Raw genomic sequence first — 19277 nt, forward strand, 5'->3', positions numbered from 1 at the left:
GATTTAGTAGGTCAATTATGAAAAATACAACATTTAAAAAGACCCAGCTCGCCACATCAATGGCTTTGTTGTTGGGTTCAACTTTGGCATTTTCTACTTCTGCGCAAGAAGTAGAAAGACCAGAAACGCAAACGTCAGAAGCTGCAGCCTCTGACAATAGCGTACCAAGTGAAGTTGAAGTTATTCAGGTTAGCGGTATTCGCGGCAGTATGATTCGTTCAATGGACGTAAAACGCAGCTCAAGCGGCGTTGTAGATGCCATCTCGGCAGAAGAATTAGGTAAGTTTCCGGATACTAACCTTGCGGAATCGTTACAGCGCATTACCGGTGTGACTATCAGCCGTTCTAACGGTGAAGGTAGCCAAATTACCGTTCGTGGTTTTGGCCCAGAATTTAACTTGGTGACACTTAACGGTCGTCAAATGCCAGGTACCGGCTTCACCCGTTCATTTAACTTAGAGAACTTGTCATCTGAAGGGGTGAGTACTCTTGAGCTACACAAGACAGCCCGTGCTGAAAACCCAAGTGGTGGGTTAGGTGCTACGGTAAATATCATTACCATGAAGCCTCTTTCTCGCCCTGGTCAACAAGCCTCGTTTTCGGCGAAGGGCATTTACGACACCTCTAATGCTGAAGGCGATGATGTAACACCAGAAATTGCTGGGGTCTACAGCAACACCTTCGCTGACGATATGTTTGGTTTTGGGGTGTCTTTTTCTCATCAAGAACGTGATTTCCAACAACAGGCTGCCAGTGTTCAAGGCTGGGTGTTGCAAGAAAACGCAGATTTACCAGATTTAGATGCTGCTAACGTTATCGATAATCGTACCAATATCACTGATGCTGCCTTCTTTCCAAAAGATATGAACTACAGCATTAATGATATACAGCGCGAACGCTCAAATGGTCAAGTTACCTTTCAATTCCGCCCTGTAGATAATTTCACTGCTACTGTTGATTACACCGCTACTCGCGCCACGACTGGCACAAATACGGTTGGCTGGGGTATATGGAATAACTTTGGTTCTAACATCAATGCTTACGAGTTAGATGCCAATGGTACCGCCGTTTATGCTGATATTAGCGGCGACGATGCCTCATTTACTGCAAGCAGAAATACAACACGGGTTGATGCACGCTCTTTAGGTGTAAATTTAGATTGGGAATTGAATGACGACTGGTTTTTCACTCTTGATTACCATGATTCGTACAATGAAACCGACAATGGCTACGATGAAGGGTTAGGTAGTGCAGGCCAAGTTATTTTGGGTTCTGATCAACTTATCTCTAAGGTATATGACTACCGTGAAGGTGAAATTCCACAAGTTTTTGTTAACTGGAATAACGGCACGAACGAAATTAACCCAGGTGAAATTGATTCTAACTTCAGCCAGTTCATCTATTCTCCAGGCCGCTCTGACATCGAGCAGCTTCAGTTAGACGGAACCTGGTTCAACTCAGCCTTAGATATTCCATTGGTAAAAATTGATTTTGGTTATGCACGAACTGAGCAAACCTTAACAGGATTTACCGCATGGAGTGGCTTGCGTGGCGGGCCGGGCTTTAGCCCTTCTTACACTGAAATATTCCCAGACGATATGTTCGTCAGAAACGACACCAGCGGCTTCCTAGACGCATTCTCTGGTGGCGGCGCTAGCATGAATCCTGGGTACTATTACACGTTTGACTTTGATGAAGCCGTTGCTCGTCAGCTAGCTTACCTTACCGCTGACGTGGTAGGTGAAAGTAACGCTTACTCGATTGACCCTTATTTCAGTGGCGATCCGTCAGTGAGTAATGTTGAAGAAACCACCGACTCTATTTATGTACAATCAGAGTGGGAATTCGAAGTTAGCGATTACTATGTTCAAGTAAACGCTGGCCTGCGCTATGAAGAAACGGAAGTACCTAGTGCCGCAGAAGTTCGCGTGCCAACTCAAGTTAACTGGGTAGCAGCGTCAGAGTGGATAACCCAATTTGAGGCTGACTTACAGCTTCAAGACTTTACGGGTGAGTACGATGTATTGCTACCGATGTTGGATATTAAAGTAGACGTCACCGACGACGTAGTAGCCCGTTTCTCATGGGGTAAATCGATTACTCGTGCGCCTATCGGTCTACTACAAGGTGGCCGTTCATTCAGCGGAAGCCCTAAAATTGGTTCTCGTACGGCAACAGAAGGCAATACAAGCTTGTTACCTTACGAATCAACTAACTTAGACCTTTCTTTTGAATGGTACTACGACGAAGCCAGTTACGCGTCTGTCGGTTTATTTAGAAAGTCAGTTAAAAACTATATTTCGTATTCAGCATCTGAAGAAACCTTCGAAGGCTTGAACGATATTTATCAAGGTCCTCGTTGGAACGAAGCAGTATCAGCGTTAGAAGCAGCAGGCGTGCAAGCAACTGACAGTGCTATCTATGGATACTTTGTAGATAACGGCTATGCAGATGCCGATGGCGTAGTAACTCCTAACGCAGATGACCCCTTAATTACATGGCGTGTAACCAAACCTCGTAACCTAAGCGATACACGAACGGTAGAGGGTATTGAACTCGCGGTTCAACATACATTTGGTGATACTGGCTTTGGTGTAGGTGCAAACGCAACCTTAGTAGATGGCGATGTGAAGTATGACCCTTACGACTTAAGCTCTGAGCAAAATCCGCTTGTGGGTATTAGTGATTCAGCTAACTTCCAAGTGTTTTATGAAAAAGAAGGCTTATCTGTGAAGGTGACGTATGCATGGCGTTCTGACTACATAGTTGGTATTGGTCAAGACCAAGGCTCTGCAGATAACCCAGCAACCCAGTTCGATACTTATGGACAGGTTGATGCCAGCGTAAACTACGATGTGAACGAAAACCTAACCGTGTTCCTTGAAGGCGTAAACATTAACGATGAAACTGAACAAGGTTACGGACGTTTTGAAGAGCAGTTCTTATTTGCTCGTCAATATGGTCCTCGCTACACTTTCGGTGCGCGCTACACCTTCTAATCCTTTACGCCTGAAGGCCGTATTTAGAAGTCATAGGTTAGAAGTTATAGTTTAGAAGTTATAGTTAAAAGCACTAGCTAAAAAATAAAAGCGGCGTAGAAATAAACCTCTACGCCGCTTTTTTTATTGTTAATTTTTCACGTGGCTACGCAAGAGCCGCCGTATAAACTTCAAAAGTACTATTGCCCCGCTGGCAGTTGCTCTAATCTCAAGCCTTTTGCAGTGCGATGAGGGAAGCCTTCCCAATAAGTATGTTCTGCCTTCGGCTTTCCATCTTCATCCATGGCCCACACGCCGTCATTTGATACTGGTACTAGGTCTAAATAAGCTTGCATTCCACTATCGTTTTTAAGGTATTTACCTAACCATGCGGTAACAAAGTGCTGTGCAATATTGTTCATGCGTGCGTTATTCCATACCGCGTCGATATAGTGTGAACTCACATCAAAACCTAGTGCTTCATCAAATACAAAAGACTCTTCAGGCGCTGGCATAACTGCACCTGCATTGTGGTTTGCGTTGTCGTAGGTTAGCAAGGTGCGACCTACGTTTTTTGCACCTTCCCAAATGGCTCGCACGCCTTTTTTATACCCTGACACATCATCTTGTGAACCTGCCACCAGCATCATAGGAATAGCCACACTGTCTAAATTAAACATACGGTAATTCATACCCCAAGGCGCAAAACCAATAATCGTTTTGACACGAGAGTCGACCTTGTCTCTAATACCAGTTTGATGGCGAGCCAAGGTACCAAAGGGCGCACTCAGCTTGCTATTTACCGCTTGTTCGGTAATGCCAGCACCCGCGTTAATTACCGCACCATATCCCCCCATAGAATAGCCAATAATACCTGTGTTACTGGCATCGGCTAATTGGTATAAGAATGAACCTTCCTCTTTTGCCATGGTTTCAATTTGCGATAGCACGAATAACTGATCGACAGAGCGATTCACTAACGTAGATGCAAAGGCCGCTTGTGTACGATAGGTAGAGTCGGTGTGGTCAATCGATACCACTACATAGCCTTTAGAAGCGATATTTTCCGCTAAATGCGCTAATAAAAAACGGTTACCGGGATATCCATGAGATACCAATACTAATGGAAAGGCTTTTTTCGTTTCTAAAGGCGCAGCATCTCTTACCGCTTTACCATGCAATTCAACCTGCTGTTTGCCATCGCGAATAAATGCGTTTAACACTGTATTGCCAGTACTACCCTGCTCTGCCGGATACCAAACCTCTAGGGTTAGTGGGCGGTCATAAGTAGGAAGTGGGTTTGGCTTAGCCTTAGTAGCATCAAGAGCAAGAATATCAATCTGCTTAGGGTTGACCACCTCAAGCTTGCGAACCCCAATAGCATACTCGCCATAGGCTGAAAGTGCTGGTGCATCAGAGCGTTGAGTATCAATTCTATTCTCTGCATAACTGCCTGTCGCACTACCTATGCATAACACAATACATAGGCCTTTAAACAAAATACTTTTACTAACACCCATACCTAACTTCCTTCCATACATTTTGATATTCCTAGTTAAATCAATAATTATGCTCACATAACTGTGACACTTTAGGGATAGCATTAAAAGCACATTAACCAAATTACGTATTAAATTTGGCCCACCCTACTTTTATGCCTCTACACCCCCTAAATTTACCGGTCTAATGCAAGACAAACCAGCAGCCTTATTGTTATAAACTTGTATAAATAAAACATATAACGACTATTTACGAACTAACAAAATCCACCACTAACAAACTTAACCCCATAAATAACATACACTTAACCAAAACAAATCAAATTCAAACTGACTTTGCATCCACCAAACACTTAATTAACAAAAAGATTCCAATTGATTTACTTTTTGGTTAAATTTTGACTATCTTCTGTCTTATATAAGACAAATGAGCAAGACAAAAAGATAAACAGGCATTACGCGTTAACTACAACGTAAGCGAAATTGAAGAGAAGACCGTCGGACACACGGCAAATATAACTGGACTAAACCCATAAAAAAGAATTCGTGGAGAACACCATGTTACTAAGACCTAGCACACTACATTCAAGTATTACTCGGGCATTAGCCATTGGTACTTGTATGACCATTGGCTTTGCTGCCAGCGCACAAGAAGCAGAACCTGCTGAGCCTAAAGGGCTCGAAAAAATAACCGTTACCTCACAAAAGCGTGTAGAAAGCTTAAATGAAGTGCCGGTTGCGGTTTCTGTTTTACGCGAAGACCAAATTAACGCTGCATTTTCTAACAACATTGAAGGTCTACAAGCATTAGTACCATCGGTCAGTTTCCGAAAAGGTAACACCACTCGGAACTCCGCCATTACCGTTCGTGGTATTGGGACTATTTCATTTAGTGTGGCTGCTGAGCCGAGTGTCTCTACAGTAGTAGACGGCGTTGTGTTAGGCCGTGCCGGTCAAGCGTTTGTTGACTTATATGACCTTGAGCGCATTGAAGTATTACGTGGCCCGCAGGGTACCTTGTTTGGTAAAAATGCGTCTGCCGGTGTGGTTAACATTACTACTAAACGCCCTTCTGATGAATTTGAAGGCACTGCGGAAGTATCCTTGTTTCAAGACAATGAATACCGTTTAAAAACCAGTCTATCTGGTGCGTTAAACGATAATGTAAACGGTAGCCTAACCGTACTTAAATCACAGTTCGACGGCTATATTAAAAACGTTTATAACAATGAAATGACCAACGGCTACGATAAAGAAGGCGTTCGTGCCATGCTTGATATGGAAGCGGGTAACGACACTGATGTGCTTTTCATCTTTGAAAACGTGAAATCTGATGATAGCTGTTGTGCCGATTTAGAACTTTCACCAAGTGGTCGTCACCCTGATTCTGAAGCACTACCTAACAGTACTGGTACTGGTGACTTAGATTTAGAACAGCGCCTTATTGATCATGACTTTGAAACTCGCACATTAGATGAAACCACAGGTTTCTCAATGCAAGTTGACACCATGTTTGGTGACCATCAGTTCACTTCAATCACGGCTTACCGCGATTGGGACAATACAGAATTCCGTGAAGGTGACTTCACCTCAACAGCGGGCACCCGTCCTTTCCCTGTGTTTGGCGAACCGTTTCAGTTACATGATATTGGCGCACAAAACTGGAAGCAAACGTCACAAGAATTCCGCATAGCATCGCCTGTGGGTGAGGCATTCGATTATCAAGTGGGTGCGTTCTGGTGGACACAAAAATCTGAACGTAACTTTACCCGTGATGCAAGTTGTCAAAATAACGATTTACAATTCCCTAAGGCTATCAGCGCTTACTTAACTGACACCTTAGGTATAGCTGATCCAACTGACGATCAAGTTAACCAGTTTATTGCTGATGAAGGTCTTAGCTGTAATTCAAACGATATTGTTAGCGCAACCGCTTACATGGAAACGCAGTTTGATAACTGGGCATTATTTGCTGATGGTAAATACCATATTAATGACGACTTGCGTCTGCTATTCGGTATTCGTTATACCGATGATGAAGTTAGCTACTCACATAACCGAAGCAGTAATGACCAATACAGCCGTACTGGTGTAGGTGTACGTAGCTTCGATACTGACTACAGCGGCAAGACTGACGAAACTAATGTATCAGGCAAGTTGGGTGTGCAGTATGACTTAACTGATAACAGCATGACTTATTTCACCTTCTCACAAGGCTACAAAGGCCCTGCGTTTAACGTGTTCTACAACATGTCAGACACAGATACCTTGCCTATTGGTGAAGAAACATCGGATGCTTACGAGCTAGGTTATAAGTACGCCAGCCGTGACATTATCTTCAATGCCGCTATCTTTAGAACAGATATCGACGGTTTCCAAGCGAATAACTCAGAATTGCTAGATGGCGTTACTATTACCCGCTTAACCAATGCTGGCTCAGTAACTACTCAAGGTTTCGAGTTTGACTTCATGTGGCAAGCAACAGATAACCTATCGTTAACCGGTGGTTTATCGAAAGTAGATGCTGAAGTGGATGAGTTCTTATGCCCAATAACCGATACAGATATCGATAACCCTTGTACTGGCAGTTCTGGCGCAGACTTACCTTTCTCTCCAGACCTTAAATACTCAGTAACCGGTGAGTACCTTTGGGAGATGGACAACATGGACATTATCTTAAACGGTTCTTACGTTTACACTGACGAAATGTTCGTTGGTGCACCAGGTGCGTTTGCAGAGGAAAACGATCCTGCTGTGTTACCAGACTATGCCATCCTTAATGCAAGCTTAGCGTTTTCGTTCCAAGATGATGACTACCGCATCAGCCTTATTGGTAAGAACTTGACCGACGAAAGCTATGTAACCACTTACAGTGGCGATAACTTCCGTTATCAAATCCCGCGTGATGCTGACCGTTACTTCGGTGTACAACTTCGCGCTAGATTCTAAAGACAAGTTATACATGTGTGTTTAAGGCGCCGTTGAGGCGCTTTTTTGTTCGCTTTTCACCCTTTGGGCCCAGTTATTAAGAGTGTGCATACCTTTCAACTGGGGTCTTATTTCCTTCGCGGCTTAAAACCAAAAGCCGTGTTGCGCTCGTGGTGTTGCAGCTCTGCCAAAGCCTGTTGCTGCTGTTCACTAGGCGTTAGCGTCGTGCAATTCGGCGACGTTACCTGCCATCCACCTTCGCCAACCGTGTTTTGGTGGGCATGATCTATTTGGTTATGACTTAGTTGGTTGTGTCTTGGTTGGCTATAACTTAGCTGGGTGCCATTTAGTTGAGTATGAAGACTGGGGGGAGATTTACTCTGATAACCTTTTCATCAAGCGAGAAGGTTGTATTAGATTGAAGGGCCGCAGGAACAACATGGGTAGCAACAATGACTAACCGCGAATGCGCACTCTCATTAATGACCTCTGCGACGCGCTGCTGTGCTTCGTAGTCTAGCCCTTCAAAAGGCTCATCAATTAACAACACATCGGGCATCGCTAGTAAGGCTCTGGCCAATGCTAAACGCTTACCTTCACCGCCAGATAACGCCCTTCCTCCTTTACCAACCCATTCAGCCAAGGTAGTAAGGTGCTGCAAACCAACCCGGGCTAAAACATTGTGCATAGCATCTTCGCTTATTCCAGACGCTGCCGGATCTAAATTGAGTTTAATAGTACCGGCCAAAATGATGGGTTGCTGTTCAACATAAATCCATTTTTCTAGCATGCCTTGCGGGGTGGCAACATTGTCTATAGAGCGTCGACCTTCAAAAGGAAGGAGCCCGCATATTGCTTGTAGTACGCTCGACTTACCGCACCCCGAATAGCCTTTAATCACATTCAGCCCTAATGCCTCAAACTGCATATTGACCGCTGGTAGGTTTCTTTCTTTAGCGATAAAACCCGTTAAAGAAAGTGACATGCTGGGTTTATGGGCATTTAGTAAGGGCAAAGGCTGGGTGTGCATTGCGTGTAGCTCTGCCTTGCTATGTCGCCACTTAGCAAGCTTCACGACACTGCTGAAAGTGGCGCTCGCCCAGTCCGGCGCAGCCAACAGCACCATTGGCGTAATGAGTGCTAGCGGAACAAAATAGGCTGCCGTATTGGCAGTCAAAACAACCAGCGCCACTAAAGTGAACACGCCACCTTGGAACAGCCACATAGCTTTAGACACTAGCGCCTGCTCTTTTAGTTGTGCATCTTGTACGCGCTGAGTAGAGGGTGCATTAAACAAGCCCTTTACCGTTTTTGACTTAAGGTGCCATAAACTACTTGCTTGAAAAAACGTCGCGCTTTGTTGCCGAAATTCAAGCTCTGCCTCAGCCGAACTAGCCACAGCTTTCAGTCCGTAAACCGCAGTAACAACGCTAATTACCAACCACACTATGGCTAGGGCTATGAAAAAACCATAACCTGGCACATTAATGAAATACCCCGTGAGCAACAAGCCTGTCATTAGCAACATAAATGAGGCTAATGGAGAAACCCACGCAATAAAAGCTGAGGCAAGTTGCTCAGTGTGGTTCGCGAGCGCTTCAACTGTCCATGCTTTGCTTTCAAGGCGTTTTGCCGCTAATTGCTCAAACACAGCTAACCGTGCTTTGGCAATTCGGGTTAATAAATCCTTGTGTCCTAGCCACATGGTGGTGTAACCAGAAGCGATACGAAGTAGTGCGAGCCCACGAATCACCACCGCAGGGATCACGTAGTTAAACCCTAAAGGAGCTATTGCGCTAATGGCAATAAACCAAGATGAAATGATAAGAATACTCAAACCCGCTATACCATGAAGCAAGGCTAAGCCCAGCGCGCCATACGCAGCCATTGATGTCTGCCCGGTGAGTGACGAAGACGCTTTTGATGTAGCTATACCTTGCGCAGATACAGCAGGCTGTAACGGTTTGGATTTCATTTCACTGTTACCTCGCCTTCTGCAATATGCCAATGCGCATCAAACCAGTGCGCTGGCAATAACTTATGCGATGCCCAAACAACGGTTTTGCCTTGTGTAACACGCGCAATAAGTTGTGACAGACGATGGTGTTGTTCATCGGGAATATGCGCGGTGGGCTCATCTAACAACCAAATATCAGGGTTTCTTAACAGTCCGCGAGCTAACGCAAGCCGCTGCGCTTCGCCACCAGAGAGGCTGGGATACTCGGTCATCAAGGTATCTAGGCCATTAGGCAGCGACGAAAGCCAATCCGCTAACTCAACTGAATTTAGCACCTCGCACAACGCACTATCGCTATAGTGGGCATCCAGTAAAAGGTTGTCTCTCACACTGCCAGGTAAAACAACTGGGGTTTGACTCACCCATACATAGCTTCCGTCAAAGCTTTGGGAAGCTTTACGCTGACCCGCTAGGGCCTCAAGCAATACCGTTTTACCGCTACCAGAAACGCCGTTTAGGCGAATATGCTCTCCTAAAGCAACCTTCAGGTGTTCGGCTTTAAGCAAGTTAGACACTCGAAAATCTTGCGCATCAAACCCCACAAACGGTTTGTTCTTCATTTCGCCTTTAGTCACTTCTCTTTCCTGGGCAGGCGCATTGTCGTTCAACGTAGTAAATAAGGGAAATAAACACTCGCTGGCCGCTTCAGCTTCAGCTTTTTGGTGATAAACCTGCCCGAGCTTTTTCATTTCGCTCAAAATCAGTGGCACAGAAAGCAACACCCAAAGCCCTTGCTGTAAGGAAATTTCAGGCCCCAAGTTAAGCTCGCCGAGCAGTGAAAAACCAATAAATACCGCAACTAAGGCTACCGATAAAGTGGCAAAAAAATCCAATACTGACGATGATAAAAATGCGACGCCTACCACCCGCATGGTGCGCTTGTTAAGTTGTTCACTGGCGTTATTAAGTAACCGCATTTGCGTGTTGTGTGCACGATAACTCGCCATTAAAGGCAGTGCATTGAGTCTATCGGTAAATAACCCGCCAAGCCGCTCAAGTGCCACAAAATGCTTGCGATGTAAGCTGGCGGCACCTTTCCCGACAATGACCATAAACAAAGGAACAATCGGCAGGGCTACAGCTAACCCCATACCTATGACAGGGTTTACGTAAAAAATAACCACTAGCGCCATCAAAGGGACAAGTACAGCAACATATTGCTGTACGCGGTAATCGAAAGCCCAGTTGGCGATAGCGCGAATATGCTTCACCCAAAGTGTTTGCCAGTAAAAAAGGGAATGTTGACGAATGAGGGCGTGCTGTTGCTCGGCGAAGATAAGTTGTAAGTTTTGCTCCATAGCCTGCATTAACTGGCTTTTGTATGACAACGTTAGCGTGTTCACTAACCCTTGAACTATCCAACAAATAAACAGCGCAACGCATAAACCTTTAATATGAAACAGGCTTGCTCTATGAGTATCGACCACCCATTCGTGCATGGCATGAGCGAAAAAATAGAAAGCGACAATCAGTGAAAAAAGAGACAGACACTTGACTAAAGTAATTATTAAAACCCGTCTGCGCACGCCAAGCTTGTGCGTATTATCGAGTTGATTAAACTTAGCTTGAAATGTCTGCCTGTCTAACTTTATCATTGACTTTATCGCACTGCCTATCTTTTAAAAGAGCGGGTTAAAATAACTGATTAAGTAAAGACAACGAGCCTTGAAAACACAAGGTCGTTGCCTTTTACGTTTTATATTACGCTATGAATATTAATCAGTTATTCGGCGTCTTCTGGACGGTCCATGTCTTCGGTAGACTCAAGCCACATGGCATTTAAAATACCGAATGAACATGCTAGCAGTACGCCGAGGATCCAAGTGAAATACCACATATGCTACTCCTTAATAAATAGTGTGAGATTGATCTAAGTCGCTATTTTTGACTCGGCCACGCATTACATAATAGCCATAGGCGGTATAGCACAAGATGATAGGCACAAAGATACAAGCCACAATGAACATGATATTTAGAGTTAAATGACTAGAGGTGGCATCCCATACCGTAAGACTAGCTTCTGGCATAGTGATACTGGGCATTAAGAACGGGAACATTGAGAAGCCCGCAGTTAAAATAACGCCAGTAATCAGTAGTGCACTTGAAACAAATGCCATCCCTGCATTCCCTTTGCGAGAAAACATGGCACATGCAAGCCCTGCTACCACACCTAATACAGGTGCAAGCATCATCCATGGATATCGTGAGTAGTTCGTCATCCATGCACCCGCTTCAATAGCGACTTCTTTTTTCATTGGATTTGAGGTGGCTAAGGTATCTACGGTAGAGGTAATGACAAAACCATCTAACCCAAAGGCTACCCACGCACCGGCAATCAAAAACAAGGCTACTGCCACTAGGCTTAATATAAACGACGTTACACGTGCTCTAGATTCAATGAAACCATCCGTTTTCATTTGTAACCAGGTAGCGCCGTGATTCAGTAAGATAGCCACTGACAATAATCCAGATACAAGCGCAAATGGAGTAAGCAAACCAAAGAAAGAGCCGGTGTACGTTGATTTAAGTGTGTTGTCGAATTCAAACGGCACACCTAATAACAAGTTACCAAAGGCCACGCCAAAAATAAGCGCAGGAATGAAACCACCAGCAAACAATGCCCAATCCCATGCTTTTCGCCACTGAGCATTTGGCAGTTTACTGCGATAATCAAATCCAATTGGACGCATCCAAAGCGCAATTAGCGTTAGCGCTAGGGCTAAGTAAAACCCTGAGAAAGCAGTAGCATAAATCATCGGCCAGGCTGCAAAAATGGCACCACCTGCCGTAATAAACCACACTTGATTTCCATCCCAATGCGGCCCAATGGTATTAATCATTACGCGACGTTCTTTGTCTGTTTTACCAATAATGGTCAGCAGTGAACCTACACCTAAATCGAACCCATCTGTTACTGCGAAACCAATCAATAGCACACCAATAAGGCACCACCAGGCTACGCGAAGAAATTCATAATCAATCATGCGTTTGCTCCTTTTGCATCAAAGTCGATTAGGTCGTCATCTTCATCACTATGATTATCTTCAGGCGGTACTGGCCCTTTTTTGGCGAACTTCTTCATCAAGTAAAAAGCAACAATGAACATTACAGTGTAAAACGCTGAGTAGGCGACTAACGTAGTAACAATGTCAGAAATAGACAAATTAGACGTTGATGCATGCACTGGCAGAATCTCTGCAATAGACCAAGGCTGGCGACCAAACTCAGCCACAAACCAACCGGCTTCACACGCAACCCAAGGCAGCGGCAAGCTATACAATGATGCTTTCAACAACCAGCGAGGCTGCGTAATTTTATGTTGAGTGCTGTAATAGAAGGCAGCCAAGAATACGGCTAGCATAATAAAGCCTGATACCACCATTAATCGGAAACTCCAAAATAAGGGGGCGACTTTAGGAATACTGTAATCTACTGCTTTTTGTAAGGCCGCTTCAGAAGGCTGTGTGACATCATCCGTAAATGGCTCTAATAACATGGCATAGCCCATATTATCTTTATGTGCGTCAAACAGGGCTTGTTCGTCTGCAGAAGCCGTTCCATCTCGAACACTATCGAGCAAACCGTACGCTTTAATACCATCAAGAATACGTAAGCGGTTTTCTGCTTTAATATCTTTTAAGCCTTTCACTTCCTCGGTAAGTGAACGAGTAGCAATAATGCCCATCGCCCAAGGAATTTGAAGTGCGTATTCGGTTTCCTCTTTTTCATCATTAGGAATACCAAATACGGTAAAAGGCGCAGGTGCTGGGTGGGTCTCATATTCCGCTTCAACCGCAGCCAATTTCACTTTTTGCACTTCACCTAATTCGTAACCACTTTCGTCACCAAGCACAATCACTGACAAGGTAGCCGCTAGGCCGAAGCTAGCCGCAATAGCGAAAGAACGACGGGCAAATGCGATATGCTTGTGGTTAAGTAGGTAATAACTAGAAATAGCCAATACAAACATGGCACCTGTTACGTAGCCCGCTGAGACGGTATGCACAAACTTTACTTGCGCGACAGGATTGAAGATAACCTCGGCAAAACTTGTCATTTCCATGCGCATGGCTTCAAAGTTAAATTCTGCGCCTACAGGGTATTGCATCCAACCATTGGCAATGAGTATCCATAGAGCTGAGAAGTTAGAACCAATAGCCACCAACCAAGTGGTCATTAAGTGTCTTCCCTTCGACATTTTATCCCAGCCGAAGAAGAACAATCCAACGAAAGTCGATTCTAGGAAGAACGCCATCAGACCTTCAATAGCCAGCGGTGCCCCAAAAATATCCCCTACATAGTGAGAATAGTAGGACCAATTCATACCGAACTGAAACTCCATAGTGAGGCCGGTAGCCACACCAATGGCGAAGTTAATACCAAACAACTTGCCCCAAAACTGAGTCATTTGTTTGTAAATTTCTTTGCCTGTCATCACATAAACGGATTCCATAATGGCAAGCATGAAACTCAACCCTAAGGTTAAGGGCACAAATATAAAGTGGAACATCGCAGTTAGCGCAAATTGCCACCGCGATAGCTCGACTAACGTATCGCTCATGGGTTTTCTCCCTAGTTAAAAAACAGTACGGCAAGCCGCTAAAATTCTTTTAAATCAATAACCTTAAAAATAAGGCCGCACCGTAAGACTTGTACTTCTGACGGAGGTTTAGCAAGCTTTGCGCCAGCTATGGCACGATTGCCCATCACCACCTGTATTCCCTACCATGCGGCGCAATTATTCCACTAAGTCGAACCAGCCGCGTTGATCCATCTCAAACAAGATGAGAGGAAATTGCGCCAAAAATGACAATTCCCGCCATTTTTGACAAATAAAAATTAAATGAAGTAATAGGTCAAAAAATCTGAAAGTGGAGGGTTTGCAAAAAGCACTGGAAAGGAATTAGGTGAATAGAAATAAGTAAAGAGAGTAAGAAGAAATAAGCGAGAGGCGATAGAGATGCAACTGAGCCAGTAAAGGCCCGTTGCATCTTCTAAATAAAGAAATGGCTATTCGGGTGAATAGGTAAGCGTGAAAGCCCCTCTTAAACTGCCCGGCGCTAAACCCGTGGCGGTATCTTCAGGGTATTTCTCTTTAATAATATCTAACACTGCTGGGGCCACGTTATTGCCATGACAGGCTGTACATACTTGCCCCGTAACAATCGCTGACATATAGCGCAATTCACCTGTTTCTTCATTCCACTGTGATGCCTCTAGCGGCATAGGCAATTGCTTAGATAAGGCATCTGCAAACTCGTGCAATTGGGTTTCTTCCCATGCATCTGGTTGGTTGTCTTGGTTACGCACTTGCAGCGCGGTGCGCCCTACCGTCCAACCATCCTTCTTGAGCGCTTCTGCAATAGGCCCAGCAGCCACATAGCACTCTTCTACCCCTGCTTCCAAACCACCTTTTGAAATAGCTTGCTGAAGCCTCGACTTTAACGCGCCCCCTAGTGCTTTGGCATTGCTACGTGCTTGATTTAGCTTATCTTCGGGGCCTGCCAGGGTGGTTTCAGTTGCGTGTTGTGTAGCTATGCTGTCTTGCGGCTGCGGCATTTCCGCCGCTAGCGCGGTTGATAGTACGATTAATAGTGAAGCAGATAAAAAGAACCCACTTATCACAACAGCCGTTAATCTCGTTTTCATATTCTTTTCCTCAATGGGGAGCATTACCTACCAAGATACGTACAAGGCTCGTGCCAATGTGATACCTTAAACCTAGATTAATTACCTTATGGGTGTAGGTTGTATCTATACCGCATGCGCACCCACCCCGTATCGCTAGGTGAAGCTGTTACATGAATATCTCGATTGTTCAGGCAATGATAGATGCCATCGATAAACCCGCTATTTTCATTAATCATCAGTATGTAATAGAGGCGGTTAACCAGCCTTATCGCAATACCTACCCTGTGGATATTATTCCGGGTAAAAGTCAGTGTTTTAAGGTGTCACACGGTAATACTAAGCCTTGTGATCAATGCGGTGAAAGCTGCCCTATTCAGCAATGCAAAGACACCGGCCGGACTGCAAGTGTGGTTCACATTCACACCACAAAAAGCGGTCAAAGCTATTGTGATATTCTCATGCGGCCGGTTCACGACGCTAATGGCGACCTGCTTGGTTACTTAGAAATATTAGATAAACTCGCGTTTGCATCAAATTACCCTACCAAGGGTAAAATGATAGGTGAGTCTGCCGCCTTTAAAGCCATGCTGAATAAAATTAATCGGGCCGCAAAATCCGATATAGCCGTGTTGCTTCAAGGCGAAACGGGCACAGGTAAAGAGCTGGTTTCTCATGCCCTGCACACCAGTAGCCACCGCGCTGAAAAACCTTTTGTGGTAATAGAGTGTACGGGGTTAGCTGATACGCTTTTTGAATCGGAGTTATTCGGCTACGAGAAAGGCGCTTTTACTGGCGCGCAATCAAACAAAAAAGGATTAGTTGATGCCGCCCAAGGCGGAACGCTATTTTTTGATGAAATTGGCGATGTGCCTCTTACCATGCAGGTGAAGTTACTACGGTTGTTTGAAACTCAAACCTACCGCCCAGTTGGAAGCGTGCAAGTAAAAAAAGCCGATTTCCGTTTAGTATGCGCTAGCCATAAAGACTTAAAATCCTTAGTGGAAAAAGGTGAATTCAGACAAGATCTTTACTACCGTATTGCAGGTTTCCCCATACACCTTCCGCCACTTCGTGAGCGTCAAAGCGACATTGAATTGCTGTGCAGCCACATGTTGCACGAACTGCCTTCGAAAAAGCGTTTACACAAATCCACTATTGAAATGCTAACCAACTATACCTACCCAGGTAACATTCGAGAGCTTAAAAATATTGTGGAACAAGCGTACTTGTTGGCAGATGAAAATGTAATTTACCCAACCGATTTGCCCGAGCTAGTTAGCGAACCCACTGTCCACACAAATGAAAGAGTCCTCACTCTGGAAGCTGCTGAAGCTAAGTACCTTGAAAAGGTAGTGGCAAAGCACGAAGGCAGTATAGACACTCTTGCCAATGCACTAGGTGTCAGCCAGCGGACGTTATATCGTAAGCTTCAATCGCTAGGGTTAAAGGTTAAGGGTTAAATAGCTCGCAGTAAAAACCCTTTCAACATCCTATTTTTAACGTATTATTAGATAAGTTCCGGTAGAAATAGAATACTGCTTTGCCATTGAAGTCATTATTTACACTGCTAGTATGCCTAACCCTGCTTTTGCAAAATGCGATGGCATTGGGGCTTGCGGCTGTTTCAATGGAAAAGGCCCAGCAATTTACTACCCAGTTTAACGACAGCAACAACGATATAGAACTTATCTGTACCGGTAATACCATGCGCTGGATATCATTAAGCGCGACTGAACATGCCGGTGAGTTTGTTTATGTTAGTGTCGATATTAGCAAAATACCGGTAGAACATATCGACTGTACCAATAGCCTACTTTCTGATTTACCCAACGCGGTAAAGTCACCTGAGTTTTCACTTCCCTTAATAACCTTTGTTAGTTATAACAACCTTGCTACTGCCATTGCACAGCGGCCCTATACCGCATACGCCTACGCGGCTCCGCTGTCACGCGCTCCACCCCTTTCATAGTTTTCCCATAACACTTTATTTATAACGCGCTTTTATCAGCGTTATCGCTGACGTTGTTTAATTAAAATGGACTAATTATGAAAAAAACAGCCATTGCACTAGCAGTATGTACTGCTGGCTTTTCCCCTTTTTTGTATGCTCAAGACACCGCTTCAACAGAAGTGATTACCGTTATTGGCGAGCCGCTCACCCTCACTAATAATGCGCCGGTTTCGGCCTCTACTAATACCGAAGCTGACTATGGCGATCAACTCGCTGCCCTTCCTGGCGTAACTATTTCACGAAACGGCCCCGTAACCGGGTTAATTCAATACCGTGGCCTTTATGGTGATAGAGTCGGCGTGACTATTGATGGTGTAGATATTGCGGTCGCAGGCCCTAACGCTATGGATTCCCCGCTTTCACATGTGTTACCTGAACCCGGCCTTCAGGCCGTGCTGTATCGCGGAATAGTACCGGTAAGTGCAGGGGTTGAAACCTTAGGCGGTAAACTAGACATTCGTGCCGACGCTCAGCACTTGTTTGCACAAGCTAATGGCCTGCAGTTTAATGCCAGCGCCGGTGCGTTTTCTCCCGGCGATGCACAGCAGTACCAAGCCAATGCATTTTATGGCACAGACAATGGCTTTTTTAGCGGCGCATTTACCCACCAGCAACGTGACGAGCGCGAGGCTGCCTCTAACGATGCAGGCTCAAACATAACTATCCCTAATTCTCAGTACCAAAGAAACGGCGGTAAACTTCGTGCAGGCTATAGTTGGGGCAAGCATAGCCTAGATGTCAGCTACCAAACACTGAACACTAACAATAGCGGTACTGCGGCTCTTGCCATGGATATTACGTCTATAGATGCGGCGTGGTATCGCTTAGGTTATCAATACCAAGCCGATGATGAGCGTATGTTAAAAGTCAGCGTGTTTGGAAATAGCAACCAACACGCCATGGACAATTTTTCTCAACGCGCGGTTTCGATGGCCAGCACGGCAAGACAAAACGATGCCGATTCCGTTGCACAAGGAATAGAGGCAAGCTACATCACCCCAGCCCTTAATGGTGAACTTGAAGTAGGCTTTAGTCATTTACACAGTCGAAATAGCTCTGTTATCACCAACCCGAATAACAGCGCATTTTATATCAATAACTTTAGCGATATTACCCGCGATACTTACAGTGGTTTTACCGAATGGCATAGAAAAACCGACACCGCTGATTACCTGCTGGGCCTTCGTTATACCCAAATTGATATGGACGCTGATGCAATAGACTCTAACATGGTAATGATGAACGATGCGGTGGCCACACTAGCGTCTAACTTCAACACCGCCGAACGTAGTGAAACCTACAATATGCTAGATGCGGCAGCGACTATTCAAATACCCGTAAGCGAAACGGTGACAGTCTTTACGGGTATCTCCCAAAAGAACCGCGCGCCTAATTATTATGAACGTTACACCTGGTTACCATTAGGCATTACAGGCGGCATGGCAGACGGGTTCAATTACATTGGTAACCTTGAACTCGATAACGAAACTGCGCGTCAAATTGAGTTTGGTGTTACTTACAGCAAAAATGACTGGACCGTTTCACCACGACTTTATTATCAAGACATAGAAGACTATATTACTGGCACCCCGAGCAGCAATGCAGCTGCGGTTATGTTCTCGACCATGATGGGGTCTGATACACCGTTTCAATGGACGAATACCGACGCAGTTATTAAAGGCCTAGACGTTACGATTAACGGTAAGCTATCTGACAACCTGCTTCTAACGTCTACAGCAAGTTTGAGCCATGGTAATAGAGACGATATAGACGACGGGTTATTTCGCATTGCCCCTGAGCAATTAACTACCCGTATTGAGTGGCAAAGCGAGCTTATGCAATCGCCGCTTATGTTGTCAGTTACGTCTCATTTAGTGGGTGCACAGAATCATACCTCTGCCCTACAAAATGAAAGCAGTACATCAGGTTACGGACTTATACATTTGGGCGCACGCTGGCAACTTACTCAAGCCTTTAGCGTGTCGGTACAGCTTCAAAATGCGCTTGATAAGTACTATACCGCTCATACCGCAGGTGTTAACCGCGTATCAGATGCCGATATTGCGGTAGGAGATAAACTGCCTGGGACTGGCAGAGAATGGCAGATCTCAGCGAGCTATCGCTTTTAGCGACCACTATTCACTGGCCCACTCCCAAAGCGAGCCAACATGTAAATTACGATAAAAAAGGTAAAGTGATAGGCGAAGATATTC

Annotated in this window: 12 protein-coding genes; 5 read left to right on the plus strand and 7 right to left on the minus strand. The window is 44.9% G+C overall.

The window, feature by feature from the left end; translation table 11 throughout:
- Nucleotides 1–17 precede the first annotated feature (17 nt).
- Complete coding sequence (locus AMBT_RS19765; protein ID WP_013786431.1) at nt 18–2999, plus strand: TonB-dependent receptor; 2982 nt, start codon at nt 18–20, stop codon at nt 2997–2999.
- A gap of 179 nt (nt 3000–3178) precedes the next feature.
- Here AMBT_RS19765 and AMBT_RS19770 read toward each other — a convergent pair whose 3' ends face one another.
- Nucleotides 3179–4498: an alpha/beta hydrolase family protein gene (locus AMBT_RS19770; RefSeq protein WP_013786432.1), complete on the minus strand. Its 1320-nt coding sequence runs from the start codon at nt 4496–4498 to the stop codon at nt 3179–3181.
- A 537-nt stretch (nt 4499–5035) separates the two neighbouring features.
- On the opposite strand from AMBT_RS19770, the gene AMBT_RS19775 reads away from it, so the two are divergent.
- Entirely contained in the window at nt 5036–7426 is a 2391-nt protein-coding gene (locus AMBT_RS19775) for a TonB-dependent receptor (protein ID WP_013786433.1), read from the plus strand.
- Nucleotides 7427–7751: 325 nt separating this feature from the next.
- Here the strand turns inward: AMBT_RS19775 and AMBT_RS19780 are convergent, their stop codons facing one another.
- The 6 genes from AMBT_RS19780 to AMBT_RS19805 all read right to left on the minus strand — a co-directional run bounded on the left by AMBT_RS19780 (nt 7752) and on the right by AMBT_RS19805 (nt 15071).
- The gene (locus AMBT_RS19780) at nt 7752–9380 is read right to left on the minus strand and encodes an ATP-binding cassette domain-containing protein (protein ID WP_013786434.1); all 1629 of its coding nucleotides are present in this window, start codon (nt 9378–9380) and stop codon (nt 7752–7754) included.
- Nucleotides 9377–11017 carry an ABC transporter ATP-binding protein/permease gene (locus AMBT_RS19785; protein ID WP_013786435.1) on the minus strand — a complete coding sequence of 547 codons (1641 nt, stop codon included), beginning with the start codon at nt 11015–11017 and terminating at the stop codon, nt 9377–9379. The genes AMBT_RS19780 and AMBT_RS19785 overlap by 4 nt, the downstream gene beginning before the upstream one ends.
- Nucleotides 11018–11145: 128 nt before the next feature.
- Nucleotides 11146–11259, minus strand: a complete 114-nt coding sequence (gene cydX, locus AMBT_RS22275; protein WP_013786436.1) for a cytochrome bd-I oxidase subunit CydX — start codon at nt 11257–11259, stop codon at nt 11146–11148.
- Nucleotides 11260–11269: 10 nt separating this feature from the next.
- Nucleotides 11270–12406, minus strand: coding sequence for a cytochrome d ubiquinol oxidase subunit II (gene cydB / locus AMBT_RS19795; protein WP_013786437.1), 1137 nt, complete (start codon nt 12404–12406; stop codon nt 11270–11272).
- Entirely contained in the window at nt 12403–13983 is a 1581-nt protein-coding gene (locus tag AMBT_RS19800) for a cytochrome ubiquinol oxidase subunit I (RefSeq protein ID WP_013786438.1), read from the minus strand. The genes cydB and AMBT_RS19800 overlap by 4 nt, the downstream gene beginning before the upstream one ends.
- A gap of 449 nt (nt 13984–14432) precedes the next feature.
- On the minus strand, nt 14433–15071 hold the full coding sequence (locus tag AMBT_RS19805) for a Tll0287-like domain-containing protein (RefSeq protein ID WP_013786440.1): 639 nt from the start codon (nt 15069–15071) through the stop codon (nt 14433–14435).
- A 176-nt stretch (nt 15072–15247) separates the two neighbouring features.
- Between AMBT_RS19805 and AMBT_RS19810 the strand changes: the two genes are divergently transcribed.
- From AMBT_RS19810 to AMBT_RS19820, 3 genes are all read left to right on the plus strand, one after another.
- The gene (locus tag AMBT_RS19810) at nt 15248–16513 is read left to right on the plus strand and encodes a sigma-54 interaction domain-containing protein (RefSeq protein WP_041453156.1); all 1266 of its coding nucleotides are present in this window, start codon (nt 15248–15250) and stop codon (nt 16511–16513) included.
- Between the two features lie 86 nt (nt 16514–16599).
- On the plus strand, nt 16600–17022 hold the full coding sequence (locus AMBT_RS19815; protein WP_232363159.1) for a hypothetical protein: 423 nt from the start codon (nt 16600–16602) through the stop codon (nt 17020–17022).
- Between the two features lie 77 nt (nt 17023–17099).
- Nucleotides 17100–19193, plus strand: coding sequence for a TonB-dependent receptor (locus tag AMBT_RS19820; RefSeq protein ID WP_013786443.1), 2094 nt, complete (start codon nt 17100–17102; stop codon nt 19191–19193).
- Nucleotides 19194–19277 lie beyond the last annotated feature (84 nt).

This window comes from Alteromonas naphthalenivorans (assembly GCF_000213655.1).
In the GTDB taxonomy this organism is placed as follows: domain Bacteria; phylum Pseudomonadota; class Gammaproteobacteria; order Enterobacterales; family Alteromonadaceae; genus Alteromonas; species Alteromonas naphthalenivorans.

Coding starts and splice junctions, on each gene's coding strand:
- AMBT_RS19765 (WP_013786431.1), top strand. CDS start 18: ATGAAAAATACAACATTTAAAAAGACCCAGCTCGCCACATCAATGGCT.
- AMBT_RS19770 (WP_013786432.1), bottom strand. CDS start 4,498: ATGGGTGTTAGTAAAAGTATTTTGTTTAAAGGCCTATGTATTGTGTTA.
- AMBT_RS19775 (WP_013786433.1), top strand. CDS start 5,036: ATGTTACTAAGACCTAGCACACTACATTCAAGTATTACTCGGGCATTA.
- AMBT_RS19780 (WP_013786434.1), bottom strand. CDS start 9,380: ATGAAATCCAAACCGTTACAGCCTGCTGTATCTGCGCAAGGTATAGCT.
- AMBT_RS19785 (WP_013786435.1), bottom strand. CDS start 11,017: ATGATAAAGTTAGACAGGCAGACATTTCAAGCTAAGTTTAATCAACTC.
- cydX (WP_013786436.1), bottom strand. CDS start 11,259: ATGTGGTATTTCACTTGGATCCTCGGCGTACTGCTAGCATGTTCATTC.
- cydB (WP_013786437.1), bottom strand. CDS start 12,406: ATGATTGATTATGAATTTCTTCGCGTAGCCTGGTGGTGCCTTATTGGT.
- AMBT_RS19800 (WP_013786438.1), bottom strand. CDS start 13,983: ATGAGCGATACGTTAGTCGAGCTATCGCGGTGGCAATTTGCGCTAACT.
- AMBT_RS19805 (WP_013786440.1), bottom strand. CDS start 15,071: ATGAAAACGAGATTAACGGCTGTTGTGATAAGTGGGTTCTTTTTATCT.
- AMBT_RS19810 (WP_041453156.1), top strand. CDS start 15,248: ATGATAGATGCCATCGATAAACCCGCTATTTTCATTAATCATCAGTAT.
- AMBT_RS19820 (WP_013786443.1), top strand. CDS start 17,100: ATGAAAAAAACAGCCATTGCACTAGCAGTATGTACTGCTGGCTTTTCC.